At 40.1% G+C, this 25440-nt stretch carries 21 protein-coding genes; 12 read left to right on the top strand and 9 right to left on the bottom strand.

What is annotated here, in order from left to right; all coding sequences use genetic code 11:
• Positions 1 to 50: 50 nt before the first annotated feature.
• Complete coding sequence (locus R9C00_14045; GenBank protein WPO38577.1) at positions 51 to 977, top strand: DUF4380 domain-containing protein; 927 nt, start codon at positions 51 to 53, stop codon at positions 975 to 977.
• A 46-nt stretch (positions 978 to 1023) separates the two neighbouring features.
• On the opposite strand, the gene R9C00_14040 is transcribed toward R9C00_14045, so the two are convergent.
• A complete protein-coding gene (locus R9C00_14040; GenBank protein ID WPO38576.1) occupies positions 1024 to 4227 on the bottom strand; it encodes a two-component regulator propeller domain-containing protein in 3204 nt (1067 codons plus the stop codon).
• A 605-nt stretch (positions 4228 to 4832) separates the two neighbouring features.
• Between R9C00_14040 and R9C00_14035 the strand changes: the two genes are divergently transcribed.
• The 6 genes from R9C00_14035 (at position 4833) to argB (ending at position 10953) form a co-directional block, all read left to right on the top strand.
• On the top strand, positions 4833 to 5489 hold the full coding sequence (locus R9C00_14035) for a GNAT family N-acetyltransferase (protein WPO38575.1): 657 nt from the start codon (positions 4833 to 4835) through the stop codon (positions 5487 to 5489).
• Positions 5490 to 5572: 83 nt separating this feature from the next.
• Complete coding sequence (gene argG / locus R9C00_14030) at positions 5573 to 6769, top strand: argininosuccinate synthase (protein WPO38574.1); 1197 nt, start codon at positions 5573 to 5575, stop codon at positions 6767 to 6769.
• A gap of 208 nt (positions 6770 to 6977) precedes the next feature.
• A complete protein-coding gene (gene argC / locus R9C00_14025) occupies positions 6978 to 7946 on the top strand; it encodes an N-acetyl-gamma-glutamyl-phosphate reductase (protein ID WPO38573.1) in 969 nt (322 codons plus the stop codon).
• A 105-nt stretch (positions 7947 to 8051) separates the two neighbouring features.
• Positions 8052 to 9188, top strand: coding sequence for an aminotransferase class III-fold pyridoxal phosphate-dependent enzyme (locus R9C00_14020; GenBank protein WPO38572.1), 1137 nt, complete (start codon positions 8052 to 8054; stop codon positions 9186 to 9188).
• Complete coding sequence (locus tag R9C00_14015; protein ID WPO38571.1) at positions 9188 to 10138, top strand: N-acetylornithine carbamoyltransferase; 951 nt, start codon at positions 9188 to 9190, stop codon at positions 10136 to 10138. The genes R9C00_14020 and R9C00_14015 overlap by 1 nt, the downstream gene beginning before the upstream one ends.
• A 23-nt stretch (positions 10139 to 10161) precedes the next feature.
• A complete protein-coding gene (gene argB / locus R9C00_14010; protein ID WPO38570.1) occupies positions 10162 to 10953 on the top strand; it encodes an acetylglutamate kinase in 792 nt (263 codons plus the stop codon).
• Here argB and R9C00_14005 read toward each other — a convergent pair.
• Together R9C00_14005 and R9C00_14000 are read right to left on the bottom strand one after the other, a co-directional pair.
• On the bottom strand, positions 10948 to 11151 hold the full coding sequence (locus R9C00_14005) for a hypothetical protein (GenBank protein WPO38569.1): 204 nt from the start codon (positions 11149 to 11151) through the stop codon (positions 10948 to 10950). The two genes, argB and R9C00_14005, sit on opposite strands and share 6 nt — an antisense overlap.
• Before the next feature lie 3 nt (positions 11152 to 11154).
• A complete protein-coding gene (locus tag R9C00_14000) occupies positions 11155 to 11490 on the bottom strand; it encodes a DUF6686 family protein (protein WPO38568.1) in 336 nt (111 codons plus the stop codon).
• A gap of 344 nt (positions 11491 to 11834) precedes the next feature.
• On the opposite strand from R9C00_14000, the gene R9C00_13995 reads away from it, so the two are divergent.
• Complete coding sequence (locus R9C00_13995; protein ID WPO38567.1) at positions 11835 to 13016, top strand: MFS transporter; 1182 nt, start codon at positions 11835 to 11837, stop codon at positions 13014 to 13016.
• Positions 13017 to 13234: 218 nt separating this feature from the next.
• A complete protein-coding gene (gene infC, locus R9C00_13990) occupies positions 13235 to 13780 on the top strand; it encodes a translation initiation factor IF-3 (GenBank protein WPO38772.1) in 546 nt (181 codons plus the stop codon).
• Positions 13781 to 13849: 69 nt separating this feature from the next.
• Here infC and R9C00_13985 read toward each other — a convergent pair whose 3' ends face one another.
• The 5 genes from R9C00_13985 to R9C00_13965 all read right to left on the bottom strand — a co-directional run bounded on the left by R9C00_13985 (position 13850) and on the right by R9C00_13965 (position 18985).
• Positions 13850 to 14839, bottom strand: coding sequence for a hypothetical protein (locus tag R9C00_13985; protein WPO38566.1), 990 nt, complete (start codon positions 14837 to 14839; stop codon positions 13850 to 13852).
• Between the two features lie 12 nt (positions 14840 to 14851).
• Entirely contained in the window at positions 14852 to 15889 is a 1038-nt protein-coding gene (locus tag R9C00_13980; protein ID WPO38565.1) for an LD-carboxypeptidase, read from the bottom strand.
• A gap of 86 nt (positions 15890 to 15975) precedes the next feature.
• Complete coding sequence (locus R9C00_13975; GenBank protein ID WPO38564.1) at positions 15976 to 16380, bottom strand: methylglyoxal synthase; 405 nt, start codon at positions 16378 to 16380, stop codon at positions 15976 to 15978.
• A gap of 102 nt (positions 16381 to 16482) precedes the next feature.
• Entirely contained in the window at positions 16483 to 17688 is a 1206-nt protein-coding gene (locus R9C00_13970; GenBank protein WPO38563.1) for a C40 family peptidase, read from the bottom strand.
• A gap of 166 nt (positions 17689 to 17854) precedes the next feature.
• Entirely contained in the window at positions 17855 to 18985 is a 1131-nt protein-coding gene (locus tag R9C00_13965; protein ID WPO38562.1) for a DUF5009 domain-containing protein, read from the bottom strand.
• A gap of 279 nt (positions 18986 to 19264) precedes the next feature.
• Between R9C00_13965 and R9C00_13960 the strand changes: the two genes are divergently transcribed.
• Both R9C00_13960 and R9C00_13955 read left to right on the top strand, forming a co-directional pair.
• Positions 19265 to 19498: a hypothetical protein gene (locus tag R9C00_13960; protein WPO38561.1), complete on the top strand. Its 234-nt coding sequence runs from the start codon at positions 19265 to 19267 to the stop codon at positions 19496 to 19498.
• Between the two features lie 110 nt (positions 19499 to 19608).
• Positions 19609 to 20685 carry a DnaJ domain-containing protein gene (locus R9C00_13955; protein WPO38560.1) on the top strand — a complete coding sequence of 359 codons (1077 nt, stop codon included), beginning with the start codon at positions 19609 to 19611 and terminating at the stop codon, positions 20683 to 20685.
• 274 nt (positions 20686 to 20959) lie between these two features.
• Here the strand turns inward: R9C00_13955 and R9C00_13950 are convergent, their stop codons facing one another.
• Positions 20960 to 21574: a hypothetical protein gene (locus R9C00_13950; GenBank protein ID WPO38559.1), complete on the bottom strand. Its 615-nt coding sequence runs from the start codon at positions 21572 to 21574 to the stop codon at positions 20960 to 20962.
• A 323-nt stretch (positions 21575 to 21897) separates the two neighbouring features.
• On the opposite strand from R9C00_13950, the gene smc reads away from it, so the two are divergent.
• Positions 21898 to 25428 (top strand): chromosome segregation protein SMC, encoded by a 3531-nt coding sequence (gene smc / locus R9C00_13945; protein WPO38558.1) that lies wholly within the window; start codon positions 21898 to 21900, stop codon positions 25426 to 25428.
• Positions 25429 to 25440 lie beyond the last annotated feature (12 nt).

The following is a 25440-nucleotide window of genomic DNA, read 5'->3' as shown; positions in this document are numbered from 1 at the left end:
CTGCCTATGTTTTTTCCAGCTGTGGGGAAAGCAGAAAGGAACGCCAAAACATGATGAAACCTAAAAAGAAAATGGAAGAGATCAAACAAAATGAAGACGACTCTTTTTTGCTTTTTGCAAATGGAATAGAGTTGTTGGTCGAACCAAAATTTGGAGGGAGGGTGACGTCCTTAGTTTTTGAAGGAAAAGAAGTGCTTAGTACTAGGGAAATAGAAATGCCTGAAACACAGACCTTCGGATCTGTTTTGTGGCCTAGTCCACAGTTTGCGTGGGGCATGTGGCCTCCGCCTTATAATTTAGACATGGGCGTATATAGTGCTGTAGCCGAAGGAGATGGAATTAAATTGACTAGTAAAATAGATACAGCACTTTCCATTCAATTTTGTAAGACGCTAAAAATCAGCAAGGAAAATGATAGGATAGAAATTCTTTACGAGCTGTATAATAGAAGTGAGAAAGAGCAGCAATTTGGGCTTTGGGAAGTGACTAGGTTGCCTAAAGGTGGTGTAGCTTTCTTCCCAATTGGTGAGCCAATGCCTGATTCTTCTTTAGGAAGGGAAGAGTACGAAAACACTTGGTATTTGACAGCCAATCCAGCTCCTTACTTTGACGATATTTCTTCAATAGATGGTGTTTTTTGGGAAGGTGTGCCAGAGGGAAATTATTTCAGCCCTAAAATTATTGCCGATGGTACAGAAGGTTGGTGTGCCTATGTCAGGAATGGACTAGTGTTTATCAAGCAATTTGAAAACGTGACCCCATCTGACTTTTCTCCTCATCAGGGAGAAGTTGAGATTTATGTTGATCAAAAAAATAATTATGTAGAGCTAGAGGAGCAAAGTAGCTATCGGACTATTCCCGTAGGTGGCAGTACTTCTTGGGAGGTGAACTGGTATGTGAAAGAGCTGCCTGAAGGAATTGATGCAAAAATTGGCAACACTGACTTGGTTGAGTTCGTGAGAAGCGTGATCAAATGAACGAATAGGATTTTAGTGCTTTTGTTTGAAGGCGCTAAATAGATGGTTAGGAATTGCTTTGTACTTCAGCTTTTTTAAATGCGACAAAGAAATTTGCGCCTTTATTTCCTTCGCTTTCACACCAAACTCTACCACCCATGTTTTCCACGAACATCTTTACGATAGAAAGACCTAAACCTGTAGAACTTTCTCCCCCAGTTGGTCGGGCGCTGAGCTTTTGGTACTTGCCAAAAAGTTTTTTCTGATCTTCTTTATTGATTCCAGGGCCTTCGTCTTTTACAGAAAAAACAACTTCTTCTTCCTCATTATCATAAATATTGATATACACGCTCCTTTTTGGAGGAGAGAATTTAATTCCGTTAGATACTAGGTTGTCAATTACCTGAGCATAGATAGCGGGATCAACATTGATGAAATGATCACCTTTGTTTTCCTTTTCAGAGATGATCGTTATCTGCTTGGTTTTGGCTGGCTCTACATAGGGCTCTATAGCTTCCTTAGCCACTTCATAAGCATCTACAACTGAAAATTTGAAATTAGCTTTTTTCGACTCAATAGAGTTTACATCCAATATCTTAGAGATCATATTATTGAGTCTTTTTGCCGAAGCAGAGATCATATCCATGTACTTGGTATGGTCATTTGAAAGTGACTCCTCATCAAGTCTCATGACACTTATAAGGCCGTTGATTTGGTTTAAAGGGCTTTTCAGATCATGCGCAACCACACTTATGAGGTGGTTTTTTTCTTTATTAAGTTCTATGAGTTCTTCGTTTTTAGACTCAAGTTGTTTGTTCTGTTTTTCTATGCTTTCCCTTTGGGCTAAAATCTCTCTTTTTTGTTCTTGAAGCTCTTTTGTTTTTTCGTCTACTTTTCGTTTTAGCTCTTCTTCAGATTTTTTAACCCCTTTTAGCCGTATGTAAATGATAAGAAAAAATGCTGTGGCGAAAATTGCAGCGGCTAGAATCTTGAAAGTGACCGTTTGGTAAAAAAATGGGAGTTTTACCAAAGTGACAGAATCTCCTTTGTTTGTTCCAGTACCGTCTTCATTGGTGGATAAAACCCAGAAATCGTATGAGCCTGGTGAAAGGTTCATGTAAGAAGCTTCATGAGTGTTTCCAGCAGCTTGAAACCCTTCATCTAAGTCAGTCAGCATGTATCGAAAAAGCACATCGCCGGGCGTGGCAAAGGTCAATCCCGTATAATTGATAACTACTCTTTTACCTTCTGGTGGAATGATACATTTGCCATCTTTTATTTCCACAACATTGCCATCTACTGTGACATTTTTGATCATTACAACAGGTGAAATGCTACTTTTTTGAATAGAATCAGGGTTGAAAGTAGCGATCCCCCGGAAGGTTGGGACAACGAAAGTCCCGTTTTTCCTTACGATTGCTTTTGCGTTAGCTGTACAGCTTTCGCTTTTCATTCCGTCTTCTTTGTTGTAAAAGCGATACTTTAACCCCTCAGAACTAGGGTTGTCAAAGCGATTATTTATATCTCTCTTTTTCAACTTATAGATACCCTCGTTTGTAGTGAACCACATTTCCTTTCTGCTATCTTCCAATACTTGAAATGCTAAATTGAAAGGCAAGCCATCTTTTACCGAAATGAATTTTAATTCATCGTCCTTGTACCGCATCAGCCCTTGGCTTGCACCAATCCATACAGTCTGTTCCTTATCTTCGTAGGCTAAAAAGAATGAGCCATATAGTGTCCCCCCTTTAGGTTGTACTTCTCGTATCTCACCGTTTTCATAAATGTTCAACCCACTTCTTGTGCTTATCCACACTCGATGTTGCGAATCTTCAAAAAGAGAAAGTATAAACTCGTTGCTAAGCCCATCTTCTCTGCCTACATACTTAAAGTTTCCTGTAGTATCCAAAATGGATATGCCATAGGTAGTTCCTATCCAGATATTCCCAAGGTGGTCTTCTAATAAGGGGCGGATGTAATTGTCAGACAGCCCATTTTCTGTATTATAATAGGAGTAGTCCCCCGTTGAGTCTACCACATATAGACCATTGGATGTTCCGAGGTAATATTTCCGGTCTCTAGATTCAATGACTGATCTTACTGCTTCATTAAATTCTTTTCCATTAAGCGTAAAAGGGTCAAATAAAGAATCAGAATAGATAGTCAATCCCTTTTTTGTGGCAATTAAAAGCTTGTTGTCTGCCGTTTCGGTTACACCGTAAACCACATCGCCCAAGAGTCCTTCATCTGTTGAATAGGTAAGAATCTTTCCTTGGGTGAGTTTATAAAGCCCTGCGCGATAGGTACAAACCCATAAGTTGCCTTCAGAGTCTTGGGTGATATTAGTGACTTCGTGGTCAGAAAGCTGTTCTTTGTTGTCAAAGTATTCTATCCGTTCATCTACAAACCTATATAAGCCATTGGTTGAGCCTATCCATGCCGAACCGTGTTTATCAAAAAAGACTTTTCTAATAAAGGTATTCTCCAATAGATTTGTCGACGAGTTGTTTATATTTTTCTTGTTGCTTCTGTGGATAATATCTAAACCATGATAGCTGCCTACCCAGAGGTTGCCCTTGGGATCTAGCGCAAGCGAGGCGACATTAAGATCAGATAGGTTGTCGTTATGGTGGGCGAACAACTTTTCGTCTTTTATAACATAAATACCATTGGTGCTTGTGGCAAGGTAAAGAAGATCTTGCTCTACATCTTCTATAATATCTGTTACTGTGGTGTTTTCCAGTTCTTTTGGTCCGTGCCAAGGTTTAAACTTGTCACCATCCAAATAGGCAAGGCCGTTAGCGGTACCAGCCCACAACACACCTTTCGAATCCCTGAAGACTGAGTGGGTGACATCACTGGGCAACCCTTCTGGAAGTCCATATCTACGAAGGATTTTTGTCCCTTGAATAGTAATGAGCCCATTGCCATGTGAAGTAACCCATAGCATATTTTGCTGTGGGTCTTGGTATACACTTCTGAAAGTGCTAATGGAGATTTCGGGGAAATTACGTTGGTTGTAAACCTCAAAAGCATTCCCATCAAACCGGGCAAGGCCATTGAACGTGGCCAACCATATATAGCCATTGTTAGACTGTGCTATACCATTTACACCATTTGTAGGAAGACCGTCAGAACTTTCCCATTTGGTGAAGTTATACTGGCTAATTGAAATATTAGGGTCTAAGCCAACAATTTGGGCTTTTGTTGGTGATGGCAATAAAAAAAATGTGAGTGGTATCAATAAAAAATACCTCCAAATAGAGTCCATTAATACAAGTTTGTTGTGTAGTACCCTCATCTATACTATCTGACAATCAAATGTAAATGTAATGCTAAAATCTATCATGCCACTCAAGCAACTTTTCTGCAAATGAAAACATAACGCCTTTAAAGTAGGCTTTTTCTTAGATTAAAAAAGATTATATCAAGGATGTAAATTAGGTATTAGGTATTTCAACTCCAAATACTCATAAAGCACTGTTTTTTTTGATCTATTGGAGCTTTCTACAGTACAGCGTGATGGTCTGTTCAATATTTCCCTTTAATCTTTATGGATTTTATAAATAAAACGAGCATGCGCTATATTTTTTTGGCAGATGTATTGGATTTTTTAAAAAAGAAGTAAATTTGTCCTCGATTGAAAAAAAGGATTTTTAGTTAAGACAACAATGATAGCATACCCAAGAAATTTTCTTTTCATGCTGATGGGTAGGGCAAATGTGATCAAACCCCTCAGGCGCTAGTTAACACCCTCCATAGGTGCCTGTTATTCCTTTTTATATCATTTTAACAATCAACGTGTATAGTTTTACACTGCACCTGCCTGTTTGGTCTTTAAATTCACCTTTATTTTATTCTAATCACTTTACCGAAATGAACTATCAAATTCATATAGCTGCTGAGCAGCATCTTGATTATGCCGAAAAAATAGTAAATGCCATGGCCGAAGCGGCTCAGGCAAGGGGCACGGGCATAGCCAAAAGATCTCCTGAATACATTCAAATGAAAATTAGTGAAGGCAAAGCTGTTATCGCTCTATATGGAGAAAATTTAGCAGGGTTTTGCTATATAGAGACGTGGGGGCATGGTAAATATGTAGCCAACTCTGGGCTCATTGTACTGCCTGAATTCAGGAACAGCGGCTTAGCAAAACAAATTAAAAGGAAAGCATTTGAGCTTTCTAGGAAAAAATTCCCCGATTCAAAAATCTTCGGCATAACTACCAGTTTGGCGGTGATGAAAATCAACTCCGAGTTGGGCTACAAACCTGTGACTTTCTCGGAGCTTACGGAAGATGAAGCTTTCTGGAAAGGCTGCCAAAGCTGTAAGAATTTCGATATCCTTACAAGGACTGAGCGTACCCATTGCTTGTGTACAGGTATGGTCTATGACCCGAAGGTTGAGGAAAAAACTAATGCTGCAAAACAAGGGAAACCGAATTTGAGGGAGCGTTGGCAACGATTTTCTGAATTTTTGAAAAAGCCTAAAATGCTAATGATTCAGTATTTTCCAAAAAAGCAAAGGGCTTAACACATCGTATAAATTAATTGATTTAATGATAAATATGTTGAATGCCTCCTTGGGGCTTATGTTGATTTTTTATAGTTAGGAATATGGGAAAAGATAAAGTTGTATTGGCGTTTAGTGGTGGTTTAGATACCTCATATTGTGTAAAATACCTTGGCGAAGAAAAAGGCTTGGAAGTTCACTCGGCAATTGTGAACACAGGTGGTTTTTCGGCGGAGGAAATAGTTGAAATAGAATCAAGGGCGAAAAACTTGGGTTGCGCCTCGCATGTCGCTCTCGACAAAACTCAAGAGTATTATGACAAATGCGTGAAATACTTGATTTTTGGTAATGTACTTAAAAACAATACATATCCGCTAAGCGTGAGTGCCGAAAGGGTATTCCAAGCGATGGCGATTGCTACCTATGCTAAGAAAATTGGAGCAAAATATATTGCCCATGGCAGTACGGGTGCAGGTAACGATCAGGTTCGTTTCGATTTGGTATTTCAAATAATGGCACCCGAAATAGGGATTTTGACACCTATCAGGGATCAACAGCTTTCGCGTGAAGCGGAAGTAGCGTATTTGGCTTCCAAAGGGGTAGATCAAGATTGGGCAAAGGCAAAGTATTCCATCAACAAAGGTTTGTGGGGAACAAGTGTAGGCGGTGCTGAAACCTTGAGTTCAGATGGTGTTTTGCCCGAGGATGCGTACCCAACCCAATTGAAAAAAACTGAGCCAGAAACTATTAGTATTGACTTCGAGAAAGGGGAACCCGTAGGTGTGAACGGCGAGAGGCTGAGTTCGCCCCTAGAAGTAATAAATAAAGTAGAAGAGTTGGCGGGCGCTTTTGCCGTAGGCAGAGACGTGCACGTGGGTGACACTATTATTGGAATTAAAGGCAGGGTTGGTTTTGAAGCTGCTGCTCCTTTGATTTTGATAAAAGCTCATCACTTGCTAGAAAAGCATGTGCAAACCAAATGGCAGCAGTATTGGAAAGAGCAAATGGCAAACTGGTACGGCATGATGCTGCACGAAGGGCAATACCTCGACCCGGTAATGAGGAACATAGAATCTTTTTTGGAAGAAACCCAAGGGAATGTAACGGGTACGGTGAATGTAGAGTTGAAACCTTACCAATTCAATGTGTTGGGTGTGACTTCGGAGTACGACCTAATGTCAGCTAAGTTTGGCAGCTACGGAGAAATGAACAAAGCTTGGTCGGGTGAAGACGTCAAAGGCTTTACCAAAATCATGAGCAACCAGCTTAAGATTTATTTCCAAGTGAATGATGAGGAATAGTTTTTAGGCTTTTTAAGGATCTACTTGATTATTCAAAATTAGAAGTTTAAATGTTGAAGAGGCTAGAAAAAAATGGAGCTAAGCAAATACATTTTTAGAAGACTAGTCCCAAATCTATAAACTTCTTATAAACCATTGCTTTGGTAGGTATTTGAGGCATCAAGTAAATTATAAAGAACCTCATTTTTTAACTTTCAAAAAAGAAAAAATGTCAATAAAAGTAGGAATAATAGGAGGGGCTGGCTATACAGGCGGGGAATTGTTGCGGTTGCTCATTCATCATCCAGAAGTAGAAATTAGTTATGTACATAGCAACAGCAATGGTGGGGCATCTGTATATTCAGTGCATAAGGACCTGATAGGGGAAACTGAGCTTGCCTTTGCAAGTGAGCTGCATTTTGACTTAGATGCTATTTTCTTGTGCATGGGACATGGGGCTTCAAAAATATTTTTGGAGGAAAATAAAGTGCCTGCTTCGGTCAAGATTATTGACCTAAGCCAAGATTTCAGGATTACTGACCCAAGCCATGATTTTGTTTATGGTTTGCCAGAAATGCAAAAAGAGGCGGTGAAAGCTGCTCAAAATATAGCTAACCCAGGCTGTTTTGCCACGTGTATTCAGTTGGCAATTTTGCCATTGGCAAGTAAACAAGCACTTTCCAACCCGGTTCACATAAATGCGATTACGGGCTCGACGGGTGCTGGGCAGAAGCCAACAGCGACTTCCCACTTCAGTTGGAGAAACAACAACATTTCGGTGTATAAAGCTTTCAATCATCAGCATTTGAAAGAAATAAAGCAGAGCCTCAAAAGCTTGCAAGCTGATAGTAGCGATGAGTTAAATTTCATTCCTGTAAGGGGCAACTTTACCCGCGGAATTTATGCGACTTGCTATACAGAAACCGAGCTAAGTGAAGAAGAATTGGTCAGTCTTTACAAAGATTATTACAAAGATTCTCCCTTTGTTCATGTAACAGATTCAAACCCAGACTTAAAGCAGGTGGTGAACACCAACAAAGGAATTGTGTTTGTAGAAAAACATGGCGATAAAGCATTGATTGTAAGCATGATCGATAACTTATTGAAAGGAGCTTCGGGGCAGGCATTGCAAAACATGAACCTCATGTTTGGACTAGACGAGAGGATGGGGCTTAACCTGAAACCTGCCGCATTTTAATCTGCTTATTGGCTTTTTTTGAGCTTATACTGCTGCAAAATAGAGTGGAGATCTATATATTTCGATTCTGTTTTGCGGCATCTACTAATTTAACTTAAGAGACTTATGAAATTATTTGACGTATATCCCTTATTTGACATCGAACCTGTGCGTGGGGAAGGAGTATATGTTTGGGATAAAAATGGGACAAAATACCTTGATCTCTATGGAGGTCATGCGGTTATTTCTATCGGTCATAGCCATCCTCATTTCGTAGCGAGAATCAACCGCCAACTCAACCAGCTTGCGTTTTATTCTAACTCAATTATAAACCCGCTCCAATCGGAGCTTGCCGCTTTGCTTGGCGAAATATCTGGCTTAAACGATTACCAGTTATTTTTGTGTAATTCTGGTGCGGAAGCGAATGAAAATGCCCTCAAGCTGGCTTCGTTCGTAACTGGAAGAAAGAAAATTATTTCTTTCAGAAATGGTTTCCATGGAAGGACGAGTTTGGCTGTTGCCGTAACGGACAATCCAAAGATACAAGCTCCTGTTAACAAAACAGATGATGCTATCATTCTTCCTCTCAACGACATTGAAGTTCTGGAAAAAGCTTTTGCCAAAAACGAGATTTCTTCTGTGATTTTAGAAGGGATTCAGGGAATTGGTGGAATTAACATGCCTGATCAAGAGTTTGTGGACACTATTGTTGCCTTGTGCAAAAAACATGGGGCATTGTTTATTGCCGACGCCGTTCAGTGTGGTTATGGGCGCTCGGGCAAGTTTTTCTCCCACGATTATTTTGGCGTAAAAGCCGATATCTATACCATGGCCAAAGGTATGGGAAATGGATTTCCTGTAGCGGGAATTGCCATTGCCCCGCATATTGAACCAAAATACGGAATGCTCGGAACTACATACGGAGGAAACCATTTGGCATGCGCTGCTGCCATTGCCGTCTTGGAAGTGATGAAAGGAGAAAGCTTAATTGAAAATGCTGCTGAAAAAGAAGCTGTGTTCCGAAATGCACTTGAAGGGGTAGAAGGGCTGAAAGAAGTAAGGGGAAGGGGCTTGATGCTAGGTTTGGAATTTGAATTCCCGATCAAAGAACTTCGCCTGAACCTATTGAACCAACAAAATATTTTTACTGGATCTGCTACGGATCCCAATGTGATGAGGCTTCTCCCTCCATTGACTATCGGGCTGAAAGAAATTGAGACGTTCAAGCAGGCATTGAACCAGACACTAACGAACATGGCATAATGAAAAATTTTACAGGATTAAGCGACGTAGATGATTTGTATGGGTTGGTAAAAGAAGGGATTGCTTTGAAAAAAGATCCTTTTGGATATAAAAAATTGGGCGAAGGTCTTACGATGGGAATCATCTTTTTGAACCCAAGTTTGAGAACAAGGTTGAGTACACAAAAAGCTGCTCAAAACCTTGGGATGTCGCCTATAGTGATGAATTTTGGTAGCGAGGGTTGGCAATTGGAGTTTGAAGATGGAGTGGTGATGGATGGAAATAAAGCCGAGCATGTGAAGGATGCAGCGAGAGTAATGGGAGCTTATTTCGATGTGATGGGAATCCGTTCTTTCCCAGGCTTGAAAGACAGGGAAGCAGACTATGCCGAGACCATTATTGAACAATTCAAACAGCATTGTGGTATTCCATTGATCAGCTTGGAGTCGGCAACTCGCCACCCCTTGCAGTCGCTAGCCGACTTGATGACAATTGAGGAACACAAGAAAGTAGCCAAACCAAAAGTAGTGTTGACATGGGCGCCGCACCCAAAGGTATTACCCCAAGCTGTTCCCAATTCTTTTGCGGAGTGGATGAACGCTGCTGATGTCGATTTTGTAATTACTCATCCTGAAGGCTATGAATTGGCAGAGGAATTTGCAGGAAATGCGAAAGTGACTCATAACCAAGCCGAGGCTTTTGAAGAAGCTGATTTTATCTATGCCAAAAACTGGTCGTCTTACAAAGAGTATGGCAAGGTTTTATGTGAAGATAAATCGTGGATAGTGGATGGAGCAAAAATGGCTTTGACCAACGAAGCAGGTTTCATGCATTGCCTTCCAGTGAGACGGAATGTGATCGTGAGCGATGAAGTGATAGATAGTCCAAATTCGTTGATTATTCAGGAAGCGGCAAATAGAGAGTATGCTGCGCAGGTGGTGCTCAAAAGAATTTTAGAAGCGAATTTTTAACAAACCTCTAGGGGTTATTTTTTATGGCAAAAGAAGATTTGACCGTAGTGAAAATAGGAGGGAACGTGATAGACAACGAGAAAATGTTGGAGAAGTTCCTAGCTGATTTTTCAAAGATAAAAGGCAAAAAAGTATTGGTTCATGGCGGAGGTAAATTAGCTTCTCAAATGTCTAAAAGGCTAGGCATTGAACCAAAAATGCACAATGGCAGGCGCATTACCGATAAAGCGACATTGGAGGTGGTGACCATGGTGTATGCAGGTTGGGTGAACAAGCGAGTTGCCGCCAAGCTTCAAGCACTTGAGGAAAATGCCCTTGGTTTGAGCGGAGCTGATATCAACGCTATCCTTTCTGCTAAAAGACCAGCTAACCCGATTGATTTCGGTTTTGTAGGCGATGTGGAAAAAGTAAATGCAGAAGGGTTGGGCAAGTTGCTTGATTCAGATTTTTTACCTGTGCTGTGCGCCATCACCCACGATGGAAATGGCACATTACTCAATACCAACGCAGATACAATTGCTTCTGAAACGGCTATAGGTTTAAGCGAGCTTTATGAAACAACGCTAGTGTATTGCTTTGAGAAAAATGGTGTCCTCAAAGATCCTGAAGATGATGATTCTTGGATTTCTACCATCGATACCAAAATATACAAAGAGCTTTTAGCAGACGGGACTATCTCGGCGGGCATGATGCCCAAGATGGAAAACTGCTACCATGCTTTGGGAAAAGGCGTGAAAGAAGTTAAGATCATGCATGCTAATAACTTATTGAGTATCAGCGAGGGTAGCTTTGTGGGTACGAGGATTGGTTTATAGTTGCTGTTTGTTGTTTTGACCTGTAGCATTTTGTGTTTTCTCTCTTAATTTCACCTCCAATTCCGCTATCATTTTTTTTAGATAGGGGCAACTGGTTTTTTCTAGGGCATTAAGTAATATCCAATATTTTTGCTCGGGCTTTTTAGTTATCTCATCCGATAGCTCGGTTAGAAGGGCATCATAGTCATGGATTTCCATCGCTTAATTTGTTGTATTGTAAAGAACTTGATAAGCTTCGTATAAGGTCAATGATTCTTCAATTGTTTTCTTTAGAAGTACTGTGTCTTCTGGAGTGATGCAAAAGCCAACCCTAACTTGTGGATTTTTAACAATTGTGTGCCATTTTCCCATTAGGTAGAAGCGGTAATCTGCTTCTTGCAATTCCTCCAGTACATCTCTGAATTGCCAAAGTTCATTCTTTACAAACAATGAACAGCAGTTTTTATAGGTCAGAAAAAACGTATTGCATGATCGGCACCATGACAGACAAGTTTTTGAGGTTTCAGTTAAAATTAGGTTTCCTTCTATCGAACACATAGGTAAAAGTGATTTTTAGTGCCTCAAGAAACCGCTGAGCAAAGCGGTTCCTGAGGGCTTATTGTAAAAACATTCTCTTTGACATCAAAACAAAGTGATTTTGCAGTGTTTTACTTAGCTTTCTTGTCAATGAGTATGTTGCAATAATAAGAGAGGAGGATTTTATTTCCAAATTATTTATAATTAATCTAAATAAAAATAAAGAAATTATCCCTACCTGTTTGTAAGCACTATTTATTATTTATATAACGCAAATAAAAATTGTATTGGGAAGGGGAATTGACCAACTTTGCCGCTCTTAATTCAACAGCACTATAATATTAACTATGCCAAAAATCACTTCGATGAAAAGCTTTTACACATTGCAATTTTGGTTGCTTTGCTTGAGCTCATTCCTCTTTTTCTCCAGTTTCAACATGCTCATACCCGAATTGCCAAACTACCTTACTAGCTTGGGCGGAGAGGATTACAAAGGGTTGATTATTTCATTGTTCACGGTAACAGCAGGCTTGTCTCGCCCTTTTAGCGGCAAGCTCACCGATACAGTCGGCCGTATTCCCATCATGATTTATGGTGTAATCGTCTGTATAGTTTGTGGTTTTTTGTACCCTATTCTCACTACCGTTGTTGGGTTTCTTTTTCTCCGATTTGTACATGGGATGTCGACAGGTTTTAAGCCAACGGCCACTTCGGCATATGTTGCTGATTTGGTTCCTTTCAATAAAAGGGGAGAGGCAATGGGAATTATGGGGCTTTTTGGAAGTATAGGGATGGCAGCAGGACCGGCAATTGGAAGCGCTATTGCACTTCACTACTCGTTGAACACTGTTTTTTATGCATCGTCCTTTATGGCATTCCTCTCTGTTTTAGTTTTGGCAGGAATGAAAGAGACGCTAAAAGAGAAGCAAAAATTCAGCTTTGGCTTGTTAAAGATTTCACCAAAAGAGGTACTTGAGCCAAATGTATTTGTTCCATCAATATTGATGATGTGCTCAGTGTTTTCTTTTGGCGTGGTACTTACTATCTCTCCCGATTTTAGTGAGGCTTTGGGGTTGGCAAATAAAGGTTTGTTTTACACTACCTTTACCCTCGCATCTGTTTTGATAAGAGTGTTAGCCGGAAAGGTGTCTGATAAATATGGGAGATATGTAGTGATGAAAGTTTCTCTTGCACTCTTGTGTATATCAATGATTTACCTTGGTTGGGCTACAACTGTTTTCCATTTTATAGGGGCGTCCATTCTTTATGGTATTTCAGTTGGCATGAATTCTCCAACCCTTTTTGCTTGGACTGTTGACTTGAGCGATGAGAGGTTCAGGGGCAGGGGAATTGCTACCATGTTCATTTCATTGGAAATAGGAATAGGAGCAGGGGCATTGCTTTCAGGGTTTGTCTATGGGAATAATTCGGATAATATCGCCTATACATTTTGGATGGCAGGAGCGGTTGCCTTTGTGGGCTTGTTGTTTTTACTTTGGAAAGGAAAAGCAAAAGACGTGATTCCTTCCAAAATGATGGGAGCTTGATGCATTTGTGCGTATCTTTGCAACGCAAAAGTCAAAACTGTAGTGCACATAGTAATAAACTTATCGCTATAGTTTCCTTTAAGGTATCTTATCTTTAATTTTGCAATACAGTTTTTTAACAAAAAAAATATCTTTATATTGATGACTAAATACAATGCCACTAATTTTTAGCTTGGTTATCTAGTCAAATAAGTAATTTTAAGTAAAACCTAAATTTAATAGTTATCAGAAAGCCATTTAGAAGACCGTCAAACGAACCGCGCCACAGAATAAACCATCAAATAAGAGCGCCAAAGGTAAGACTGGTAGGAGAAGATATTCAAAGTGATATTTACCCTATTGATGAGGCTCGCAAAATTGCGAAAGATATGGGGTTGGATTTAGTTGAAATCTCTCCTAATGCATCACCTCCCGTTTGCAAAATAATCGATTACTCTAAGTTTAAATATGAGCAGAAGAAGAGACAGAAGGAGATGAAAGCGAAAGCTCACAAAACGGTAATTAAAGAAATCCGTTTTGGTCCTAATACAGATCAGCACGACCTCGATTTCAAAACGAAGCATGCAATCAACTTTTTGAAAGAAGGAAATAAAGTAAAAGCGTATGTTCAGTTTTACGGACGTACTATTGTATATAAAGACAGAGGACGTGACTTGTTGGAGAGGTTTGCCGAAAACTTGACCGAATATGGAAAGGTGGAGCAACACATTAAACAAGAAGGACGTAGGATGATCTTGATGATGACTCCTTTAAAAGACAAATAAGTCAGTCTTTTAAATATATTTAAAACCCCGTAAGAGGATATTTTGTTTCCTCTTACGGGGTTTTTACGTTTATTCTTCATCCGAGTATTTTTCCAATATCCTCAAGGTAGGTTTGTAATTGCTGCATCCTTCCAACGACCTTCTAAAATGGCTGAGTGCTTTCAGCTTTTTTTCGGCTTTGAGGTATGCCAAGCCAAGGTTCAGGTGCAAACCAGGATGGTTTGGGTTTCTCATCAAAAGGCTACTATAAATAATCTCGGCATCTTCTATTTTTCCTTCCAGTGCTAGAAGGTTTGCTTTTACCATCTCAGGGTAAGCAGGGCTTCTGCCGTTTGTAGACCTATATTTTGCATACAAAGCTAAAGGTACACCGATGAGGAGCGTAAAGTTTTTCAATATGTTTCTTTGGAAAAGAATGTGGGCAAAAGTATCCCCGCATTGGTAGCGACGAACCCGGAAGGCAAAAGATTGGCGAGTTGCATAAAATGAGTATTCCGAGTTGCTCCTGACCCTATCAAAAAGAGATGTTTCTGGACAATTTCTATAATCTTCCCCACCGGGAATCAAGTATTTGTGCTTGTCGAAAAGCGAATCGCAGTATTTACAAAAAATATACTGAGAAGGTTTCAAATCGGTGAGATCGAGGGTGGCATCACAATTGGGGCAGTCGATCACCCGAAACCTTTCCTTGACCTCTTCTGGCGTCATTGATCGCTTTTTGTCAAGCAAGCGAGCGTTCGAAACCCTTTTATTGATGATGGATTGCACCCGCTCGGCAAAACCGCTGATATGTAGCATAATGCTAGTGTAGTCTTCAAATATATGTTCCGTTATTGCAGGACCAATAGCAGAAAAAGGCATGAGCACTACAACTATCTTATTTTTGAATCGCTCCACTCGGTAAATATCTTGGTACATAATAGTACTCTCGTCCAAGATGAGCCCCCCTCTATTTATTCTACCTAACTTAGATATAAAGCCATCACTTTTGCCATTTTTATCGACAAACTTGAACGTAAAGGTGAGGATAGCGGCTTCCCTGAGTGATTGTGCTTCCATATCAGTGTTTTGTTATGAAACTGCAGCTTCTAAAAGCTTGATCTTTGATCTTTTAGCATTTACCTCCACTTTTGCACCTACGGGCAAGGTGTATTGTTCATTGAGGTGACCAACCATAGTTCCATAAAACGCTGGAACACCTAGTGGCTTGATGTGTTGTTCAAGTACTTGTTTAAGTGAAAACCCTTTGTCACTAGGTCCTTGGTCGCAATCGTTGCAGCTACTAAAAACTATACCTGCTACTTTATCCAAAATTCCCGCAAGCTTGAGGTGTACCAAGTAGCGGTCAATTCGGTACACGGCTTCTCCCACATCTTCCAATAGCAAAATACTGCCTTCAAAGTCAGGTAAATAACTTGAACCAACCATTCCGCAAAGCACTGTGAGGTTTCCTCCAACCAATGTGCCCGATGCTTTGCCCTCATTTATAACGAACCTTCCTGTTACCAAATCTTCCTCGTCTTTCTTTCCTCCTTTTAGCGAGTAATGCTTTTCCTTCACAATCACCTTGTCAAAATTTTTGCTGGTGAAAGGGTTCCAATCGGAAAGGCCCATGGGGCCGTGGAAAGCGATCAGGCCTGTTTTGGCAAAGATGGCATTTAGCAAAGAAGTGACATCGCTATAGCCCACCAAAACTTTAGGATTCTTTTTGATGGCATTATAATCGATAAGTTCGAGTAGCCTAGCACCGCCCCAGCCACCTCTGGAACACATAATTGCATCCACTTCGTTGTCGGCAAACATTTTGTTTAAATCGCCTGCCCTTTCTTCATCTGTACCAGAAAGGTAGCCCCATCTTCCAAAAGCATGTTCCCCAAACTTTACTTTGTAGCCTTTTTCTTCTAAGGTTTTCCCCGCTGCTCTCAACTTTTCCTCATCTGGCACTGCCGATGCAGGAGTGATTATCCCAATCGTCTGCCCTTTTTCAAGCTTTGGGGGCTTGATGATGGCATTCTCGTTACTCTTCGAAAATGAAATAAGTGTAGGTGTGGCGAGAAGTGGAAGTGCTGATAATTTCTTTACGAATGACCTTCGGTTATTGATCGACATGGCTGTGGGTTTTATTGACTGAGGAGTGTCTGATGATGTAGCTTTCAACCTGTTGGCCTTGCTTATGCCATTGGGTGGAAAAAGGTTTATTTGCCCTCCTTTTCGTTAAAAGAATCGATCATTCCCTTAATCAGAAAACGACCGGTTACTGGATTGGTAGCAAGAGGTACATTGTGTAAGTCACAAAGTCGCATAAGCATCTGAACATCAGGTTCGTGAGGATGCTTGCCAAGTGGGTCTCTAAAAAAGAACACAGCTTGTATTTGCTCTTCTACTACCATAGCCGCAATTTGTGCGTCACCACCAAGGGGACCTGAAAGTTTAGCGTCAACTTTGAGACCTGCTTGGGCAACGAATTTACCCGTAGTCCCTGTCGCTACTATATCTACCCCGTCCAAATCGTTCACATAATCTTTTAAGAAAGCGACCATTTCCGCTTTTTTACCATCGTGTGCAATGATGGCGATTTTACTTAATTTTTCTATTTTCATCAGTTTTTATCTTTTTTAGTAAGGGTGATTACATTTAGGTTTTTACCCAAATGAAGGCTGAATTTAGACAGGCTAAGATTGATTGCCAAGTTATAAAACCTTTTATTTTTTGGCTGAAGTCTGCTGGAAAATATTTGTGCTTTTAAGGCTTAGCAAGTTTTCGTTTTGATGTGAAAGAATTCTTTTCGCCCTCAAAAACCTTCCTTTTTCATAAGCATCGTAGTTGCTTGCCTTTGGGTTCATGCTGCTTACCCTCACCTGCCCCGATGAATGGATAAACTCATCATTGCCAATCCACATTCCTACGTGGACCACTTTTTCTTTGGTACTTTCGGTCGCCTGTCTTCCAAAAAACAGCAAGTCACCTGGCCTGAGGTCATTGAAGTCATGGGTAGTTTCAATTTCTTTTCCTTCAAATACTTGCTGGGAAGCATCGCGAGGAATCACCATACCATTCATGAAGTAAATTGATTTGGTAAAACCGCTACAATCGACGCCTTTGAAAGAAGTTCCACCCCAGAGGTAAGGGACACCCATAAAAAGCTTAGAAGTTGCGACGAGGCTTTCTTCAGAAATTGCGATGTTTTCCAACCATGTGTTAAGGCTTTGCGCTTCTTCCATGCTAACATATCCAATCCTTTTATCGGGAAACAACACTTTAAAAAATTTGCCGTCATCTTCCAAATAAGTAAGGATATCTCCTCCAACTAAATCTGAAACTGTTGGGCTTGTTTTGTCATTGCTTTCATATACAAAGCCTAAAGGTCGAGTATAAACTACTTTTCTTAGACCTAACCATTGTTTGTATTTGGCTCTGCTCATGGTTGCAATACCGCCTTGGTCAACCCAAGAGATGTATTTGTCAGGTGTTTGAACCAAATACCAACTACCATTTTTCTTAAGCACTTTAAGTGGAGTGCCCAAGGTAGCTTGGGTGGCAAGTTCTGCCGAGTGCTTAGGATCAGAGCGAAGATTTGCAACAGATACGCTTACTACACCGCATTCTTCATCCTTTACCGATTGGTTTGGAAGCAATTCAATATCGTCTTGCACAAAGAAACCTGAGCCCCTGGCCTTGTCCAAAAGCGCTTTTTTGGCTTCAGGATTATCTGTTTCTCCAACGAAAATGATATTCTCCCCATTTACAACTATATCCACATTGAACAAGGCGACGCGCTTGTCTGGGGCATAGTTTTCCTGTATGTTTTTAATAATGGGTTTTATTAATTCTGATTTAGGGATTTCCTCTGAACAGCCCCATAGAAGGAACAGACAAATGAGTGTAGCTAAAGTAGTTCTTGTTTTCATTATGATAATGATTGATTTGTATTGACCCTCTTTAAATGAAGGGTGCGGGTTTAGCAAGTTGAAGGCTTTTTATGTTTGGTAGGTATATTACAAAGGTAATATCTTTTTGAAAAAATAAAGCAAAAACATGCCATATACGATTTTAGCATGTATATGCATGTGAAGCTTATACTTTGATGAATATTTTCTTTTTGAAAAGTATGTATGCTGGAATAAAGCAAATGCCTATAAAGAAGATGGCATAGGTAAGGGAGGTGAGTTTCATGCTTGCTCCTAAAGAAGTTGCCGCACCCATTATAAGGCTAATAATCGAAAAGGAAGATTCTTCGCTTCCCAAGTTATAGGAAAATAAAAAAGGCAACATGCCCGAAAGCACGTAAATGGTAATGGCGTTTGCCCCAAACATAATCCCGGGTTTTGTCCATTTTTTATATCCCAATATGTCTATAAAATAAATGCTAGCGGCCAAGGTAAGTGCTGCAAGACCAGAAGTGAAAAGCACATAAGAACTTGTCCAAAGGTTTTTGTTGATAGGGAAGATATAATGGAAAAGTGCCCCGGCTGCCAAGGCGATAAAGCCTCCGAAAAAGAGCCAAATTAATTTTTGAGTTTGCTCTTTGTTGCTTACAATTATTTTACCAGCAAGCATGCCTGTGATGCCCGTAACTATTGCGGGAAAGGTGCTCAAAATCCCTTCTGGGTCCCAAGTGCCTCGGTACATTCTTCCTGGGATCAGTACACTATCTATCCAAGCGGCTAGGTTCTTCCCTGGTTCTAGTGAGCCTGCGCCAACTTCTGGTACGGGAACTAGTTCCATGGCAAGCCAGTAAACGAGTAATGTACCTGCCCCGAGTTTCAACTGTGTTTTCCAGTCGGTATTTAGAAAGAGCATGGCACAAGCAAAAAACACGATTGAGATACGCGGCAAAACCCCAGGGATTCGGATATTCATAAAATCAAACCGTGGGTAAAGGCTGAGAAACATGCCTAGCGCAAATATTTTTAGCGACCGGCTAATGATTTTTTTGTACATATCCTTTTTAGGCGCTCCTGCTTCCACTCTTTTGTTGTAAGCCAATACGATAGAGACGCCTACTATAAACAGGAAAAAGGGAAACACTAAGTCAGTAGGAGTGATGCCGTGCCATTCGGCATGGAGCAAGGGAGGGTAAACGTGGCTCCATGAACCCGGGTTGTTCACTGTGATCATCAGCATGACTGTGAAACCTCGGAAAGCATCTAGGGAAATAAGGCGCTGTTGTTTTGCTGGTATGGTTGCTTGTATTGCTTTTTCCATCTTCGTTTTTTTGTTGTAATTATATTGATTCTAATCTAGAGAATACTTGAATTCCCCTATTGTTCTTCCTTTGCGAAAACCTTAAACCTTATGCGGTTTCGCATAAAAACTTAACCTTTAAACAAGCTCTTATCAAATCTATTAAAACTATAATAATATGTGAAACGTAAGGAATAACTACTTGCCTTACTGATTCATATCATAGGGAATAAGGAGAATTTTTAGTAAGCTTGTATAAGGCAACTTGGGAAAAATAGTGGAATTAAAAAGGCTAAAGTTATGGCAAAATCAAACAAAAAAGATTCGGATAAACCAAAGGTTCACAATGATTTAAATGGTTTCGATATCAAGATAAATGAGTTTGGGGAGATTGAAAGCACCTTTCCTATTGACAAGCTCAACCAATTTCTCAATAAAAAAGTGGTAGACAAAAAGTTGAAAGATAGGCTTGGGTACAAATCGGATGAAGATGATGATACTATTGATTTTATGTACGACAACAAAGACGAATGATATTTTTTTGAGGTTATACTTGTGAGAACGGTTTAATTCAAAACAAAATGCACAAATTTTGTTTCATAGGTATAAACTGTACAAAGCATTCACATTTTTAACTTTTAGGATTGAAAAACTACTATAAGGTACTGGGCGTAAGCACAAATGCTGATGAAAAAGCCATTAAAAAAGCCTACAAACAACTTGCTGTCAAATTCCACCCTGACAAGAACCCCGACAATCAGCATGCCCACGACAAATTTGCCGAGATAAACGAAGCCTATCAGGTTTTGTCTGATCCGAATAAGCGAGCCAATTATGACTTTCTGACTTCGGTTGATGTATCGGCACTCGAACATGCATTTGCTGCTACAGCCGAAACTCCACAGCAAAAAGCACAGCCTAAACCCAAGCCACCTCCGCCTGTTTTCAAACAAAAAGTACCCTATAAGCCCGGAAAGTTTATTTATGCCGTAATAGCGGGAGCTGTTGGGATTATGCTGTTAATTGGAAGTTTTGTGTACTTTATGGGGAAAATTGCTTCGGAGCATAATTACGAAATAGCAGTTGCGGCTTATAATGCTGGAAATTATTCTGATGCCAATTATTATTTAGGGATAGCCTTGGGGCATAATGATGAAAATAGTGATGCGCTTTTTCTTGCCGGGCTAATGGCTGAAGACCATGATGAAGCGTTTCAAAAAGCGTTGACATATTACAATGAAGCAATCTCTTTTGCTGAAAAGCCAGTAGATGTGGGATTTTACAAAAAAAGAGGTTTTCTATGTCTTAAGTTAGAAAGATACGATGATGCTTTTTCTGATTTTGAAAAGGTATTGCTGCAAATCCCCAACGATGCAGATGCCTTAAATAGCTGCGGTGATATTCTTCTCTACCAAAAGCAACAGTTTGAAAAAGCAAAAGGCACGTATGAGAAAGTCCTTTCTGTTTTTCCAAACGATTTTAAAGCGTTGCTAGGTAAAGGAATAGCTTTACAAAAAACAGGTGAAATGCAAGCGGCTAAAGAGTTGATAGAACAGTCGTTAGAGGTGAATCCTCAAAGCCCTGCGGCAGTATATTTTTTAGGGGTCAATTCTTTGGAATATGAGCAGGATACTTCAAAAACTTGCCAACTCTGGCACTTAGCCGACAGCCTAGGAGGTATCCCGGGGCTCAAAGGGGAAATTGGAAGGGTTTGTAATTAACTGATAATCAGTAAAGAATGCTAAAAGCTGATAATTTGAATATCGATTAACGAATGAAGATGTGTGATTTTCGAAGGCTAAATTTCATAAAACCATGGTGGTTCAATAGTTTTTTTACTTCTAAAATGGCTATTCGTTATTAATCCTTGTTCGTAAATCATTTTCAGAAGTATAACCTACACTGGCAGACTAGTTTTGAGGACACCTACCTGATTAGACTTAAAAACTTCTTTTTACCTTGTGGTAAGAAGCGGGGCATTATTTTGAATAAATACTAGAAATACTTCCTGTCAAAAATCTCTTTTGCCACCAACATGTCTTTTAGCGTTTCGGGGTTTTTGAGCATTTTTGTATATTTATTAATTTCCTTTTCCTTCTTTTTGTAAGCGCTGAATTCATCGTCATTTTCTTTGAGTTTGATTTCAACTTTGGGTGAGTCAGGAATTATCTTAGGTATACTTAAATCTTTACTAATAGTTTTAGTGACTGGAACTTCTGTATTAGAAATCAAGGGTGTGTTATAGATGATTTCAGGCTCTTCTTCTATCTCTTGCACCTTTTTTACCTCCCTGTTTGGCTGGGTAAATTGTTCGAGCAGTTCTTTAAATGAAATTTCACCTGGCGATTCTTGCGGGACTTTATCCTCCTCTTCTTCATAACTCGATGGGGATCCAAAGCTCTTGTGGAAATCATCTTCGTCAAAAATTTCTTCTGAGGGCATTTCTATATTTCGTCCTGGCGCTTCCTCTCTACCCGGCATCGACGGTTTTGGTGCTGTATTTTTAGGTGCAGCTTTTTTCTGGTTCTTTCTCCTAGATGTGAGGAAGAAGTAAAAAAGAATGCCTAAAAGCGAGGCTAATATTTCGATGATTTCACCAAATGAGTCCATATGTTTGTTTTTAGCTTCGGTGTTTTGAACCTGAAGTAGGTTGGAGGGTTACTTCTTGAAAAGATTAATAAGTTGAACCTTTCCAAGTTGCTGTTCCAATCATAACAAATCTACAAAATATTTTATTTTTGCCACCATAGCTTCTCAGAAAGCTTTTGCAGCGTAGATTTGCAGCTCAATTTAGCAAAAAGCTATTTGGATTGAGCGAATTTTTATAAATTGCTCGAATACCTCTTTTTGAGGGCGGAGGATTTCTTTCGTAGCGTGTTTTTTTGTTTTTCCAACTATTAAAAAAAAGGCAGCAAGATTTAAACTGTCGGGAGATGTTATTACAAAAGCTTGAAATAAAGGGTTTTAAAAGTTTTGGAGACAGGGTTGTTTTTAACTTCGATGAAGGGGTGACAGCTGTTGTGGGGCCAAACGGTAGCGGCAAGTCTAATGTGGTTGATGCTATTCGTTGGGTGCTTGGTGAGCAGAGCTCAAAAGCTTTACGTTCCGACAAGATGGAAAACGTAATTTTCAATGGGACGAAAAACAGGCGTGCGCTCCAAATGGCAGAAGTTTCCCTTAGCTTTAAAAACACAAAAAACCTTCTCCCAACCGAATATTCTGAAGTAACGATTTCCCGCCGCTACTACCGCTCTGGAGAAAGTGAATATCTGCTCAATGGAGTGAGTTGTAGGCTGAAAGACATCCAAACACTTTTCTTGGATACGGGCATAGGGTCAGATAGTTATGCTATCATAGAGCTAAAAATGGTCGATGAGATTTTGAACGATCAAAACCAATCGAGGCGAGGGCTTTTTGAAGAAGCAGCAGGTATTTCAAAGTTTAAAAAACGGAAAAAGGAAACACTCAAAAAGCTCAGCGATACCAATGCAGACCTGGAAAGGGTAGAGGACTTGGTATTTGAGATTGAGAAGAACATGCGTTCGCTAGAGCGGCAAGCCAAGCAAGCTGAGCGATATTTGAAAATGAAGGAGGAATATCGCCGGTTAAGCCTTCAGCTCGCAAAGAAATCGGTAAGTGCACAAATTGATTTGCTGGAAAGTCTCAATCAGCGAATTAATGCTGAAACAGATAGACAGCATCAGATAGAAAGTCAGTTAGCTCAGTTCGATGCTGAAATTGAAAAAGAGCAAGCTTCCTTAATCCAAAAAGAAAAACTGCTTTCGAGCCGGCAGAAAACGTTGAACGAGCATGTTCATAAAATCCGTCAGTTTGAAAGCGAGAAAAAGATAAAGAACGAGCGCTTGAAGTTTTTGACTGAGCGGGCTACCAAGCTTCAAAACCAATTAGACGAAGATGTGAAAAGTAGTGATAGGGCTAAATTTAGCCTAGAAGGCTTGGTGAGGGAGCAAGAGCAGTTAGAAAAAATATTGAGGGAAACGGAGTTTTTGGTGGAGCAACTCAAGAAAGAATATGAGGAGCAAAAGCAAAAAACAACGAGTTTGAAAACAACCTCCCAAGAGCTGGATGTGCGTATCCAAAGCAAGCAAGCTTCGGTTTTCCACCAAAAGAAAACTTTGGAGATTAACCAAGTTCAGATCAATTCCTTGAAACAGGAGCTTGAACGGGAATCGGAAAATTCTACGGAAAGCACAGCTAACCTTGAGGATTTTGATGCGAAAATCGCTGAATTTGAAGGGCAGCTAAAAGTTAAAAAAGAACGCTTGCAATCGTTGCAACAAAAGCAAACGGAAATTGATGCTCAAATCAAATCGAATGAGGCATCCTTGCAATCGCTTCAACAGCAGCAAGCAAAGACTTTGAGAGAGCTTGATGCCAAACAAAACGAATATAGCCTTACCAAGTCCATGCTCGACAACTTGGAAGGATATCCGCAAGCTATCAAGTTTTTAAAGAAAAATACACCGTGGGGTAAAAATGCACCTTTACTTTCCGACATCATTACCTGTGATGAAAAATACAGAGTTGCGGTTGAAAATTACCTAGAGCCTTACCTCAATTATTATGTACTGGAAAATGAAGCACAAGCTTTTGAGGCTGTAAATATGCTCAGCGATGCGGCAAAAGGGAAAGGCAATTTTTTGCTGCTTGATGAATTCAAACATTATAAGCCTTCTAGCCAAAAACAATTTGAAGATGCTATTTCAGCACTTGACATTGTAGAGTACGATGAAAAGTATAAAGCACTCGCTTATTATCTTCTCGAAAAAGTCTACGTGGTTACCGAGAACCAAGACCACCTTCCTTCCGATGATGAGTTGGTTTTTATAACCCAAAATGGAAAAATCATCAAGCAGAAATATACCATTTCTGGGGGGTCGGTTGGCTTGTTTGAAGGAAAAAAAATAGGGCGAGCAAAAAATATAGATAAACTGGCTTTACGGATAAAAGAGCTTCAGGTGAAAAACAGAGAGCTAGATAAAATCATTGAGGAAAGGCAAAATGATTTGGCTTCACTCAAAGAAAATTTGCCACGGGAAGACATGCTTGCACTGCAAGAAGAAATCAACCTTTTGGGGCAAGAGTATGCAACAGTGAAAACGAGAAAGGAACAATTTATCTCGCTATTGCAAGATAAGGAGAACAGGAGGGAGGCTATCACTGAAAAGATTGCCCAGCTAACGGACAGTGTGCATCAGACAGCTCCGCAATTAGAAGACGATGAAAAGGAATTGGTAGAGTTAAAAGAGCAATACGATTATTTGAGAGATGATTTGGAGCAAGAAAATGAAGCGCTTGCCCAAAAATCGGCAGCTTTCAACCAGCAAAATATACTCTTTCACCAGCAGAGCAATAAGTTAGAAAGTACCGAAAAAGAGATTGAATATAAGGAGACTTCATTTGAACGGGGAAATGCCCGAATTGACAACAACAAAAGCGAGCTGAAACACACAGAAGATGAAATCCGCCATTTGCAAGAGTCTTCTGGGGACAATGAGCAACTGCTTATAGAAATGTATGCTGAGAAAGAGGGGATAGAAGGTGCGGTAAATGAAGCAGAAAAAGAATACTATAATTCTCGTGGAAACATCTCGGAGATTGAAAAGCAAACGAGGGAGGTTAGGCAAAAGAAAGACAGTATAGGTGCTGTTATGATGGAGTTGAAGGAAAAGGTTAGCAACACGCGTATGGAGATGTCGTCTGTGAAGGAAAGAATCTCGGTGGAGTTTGACCTGGACTTTGAAGAGATGCTGGAGAATACGGAAGTGATTGAGCTTACGGTAGAATACCTACGGGAAGAGGTAACCAAGATAAAGGAGCGGATGGACAAGATGGGTGCCATCAACCATATGGCAATAGAAGCCTATAACGAAATAAAAGAGCGCCATGACTTTATATTGGAACAAAAGGAAGACTTGGAGAAGGCAATTGCTTCACTGGAGGAGACTATTTCAGAAATAGATACGGTGGCCAAAGAGAATTTTATGGCTGCTTTTCTTCAGATTCGAGAGGATTTCAAAAGGGTCTTTCGTTCGCTTTTTACCCAAGAAGACAGCTGCGATTTAATTTTAGTAGACGAAAGCGACCCTCTGAATTCAAAGATTGAAATCATTGCTCAACCTAAGGGGAAAAAACCATTGACTATCAATCAGTTGTCTGGTGGAGAAAAAACCTTGACAGCAACGGCATTGTTGTTTTCAATTTATCTGCTCAAGCCAGCTCCTTTCTGTATCTTTGATGAAGTGGATGCTCCGCTTGATGATGCGAACATTGATAAGTTCAATAATATCATCAAAGAGTTTTCGAAGAACTCACAGTTCATAGTCGTTACCCACAACAAGAGAACCATGTCCAGCACCGATGTTATTTATGGCGTCACTATGGTAGAACAGGGGGTTTCAACTGTGGTAGCAGTGGATTTGAAAACAATAGAAGACCAATAATTAATATATAAA

The sequence above is a fragment of the Flammeovirgaceae bacterium SG7u.111 genome, assembly GCA_034044135.1.
Classification (GTDB): domain Bacteria; phylum Bacteroidota; class Bacteroidia; order Cytophagales; family Flammeovirgaceae.
The sequence above is the reverse complement of the archived record's forward strand: the minus strand, read 5'-3'. Positions and strand labels throughout refer to the sequence as shown.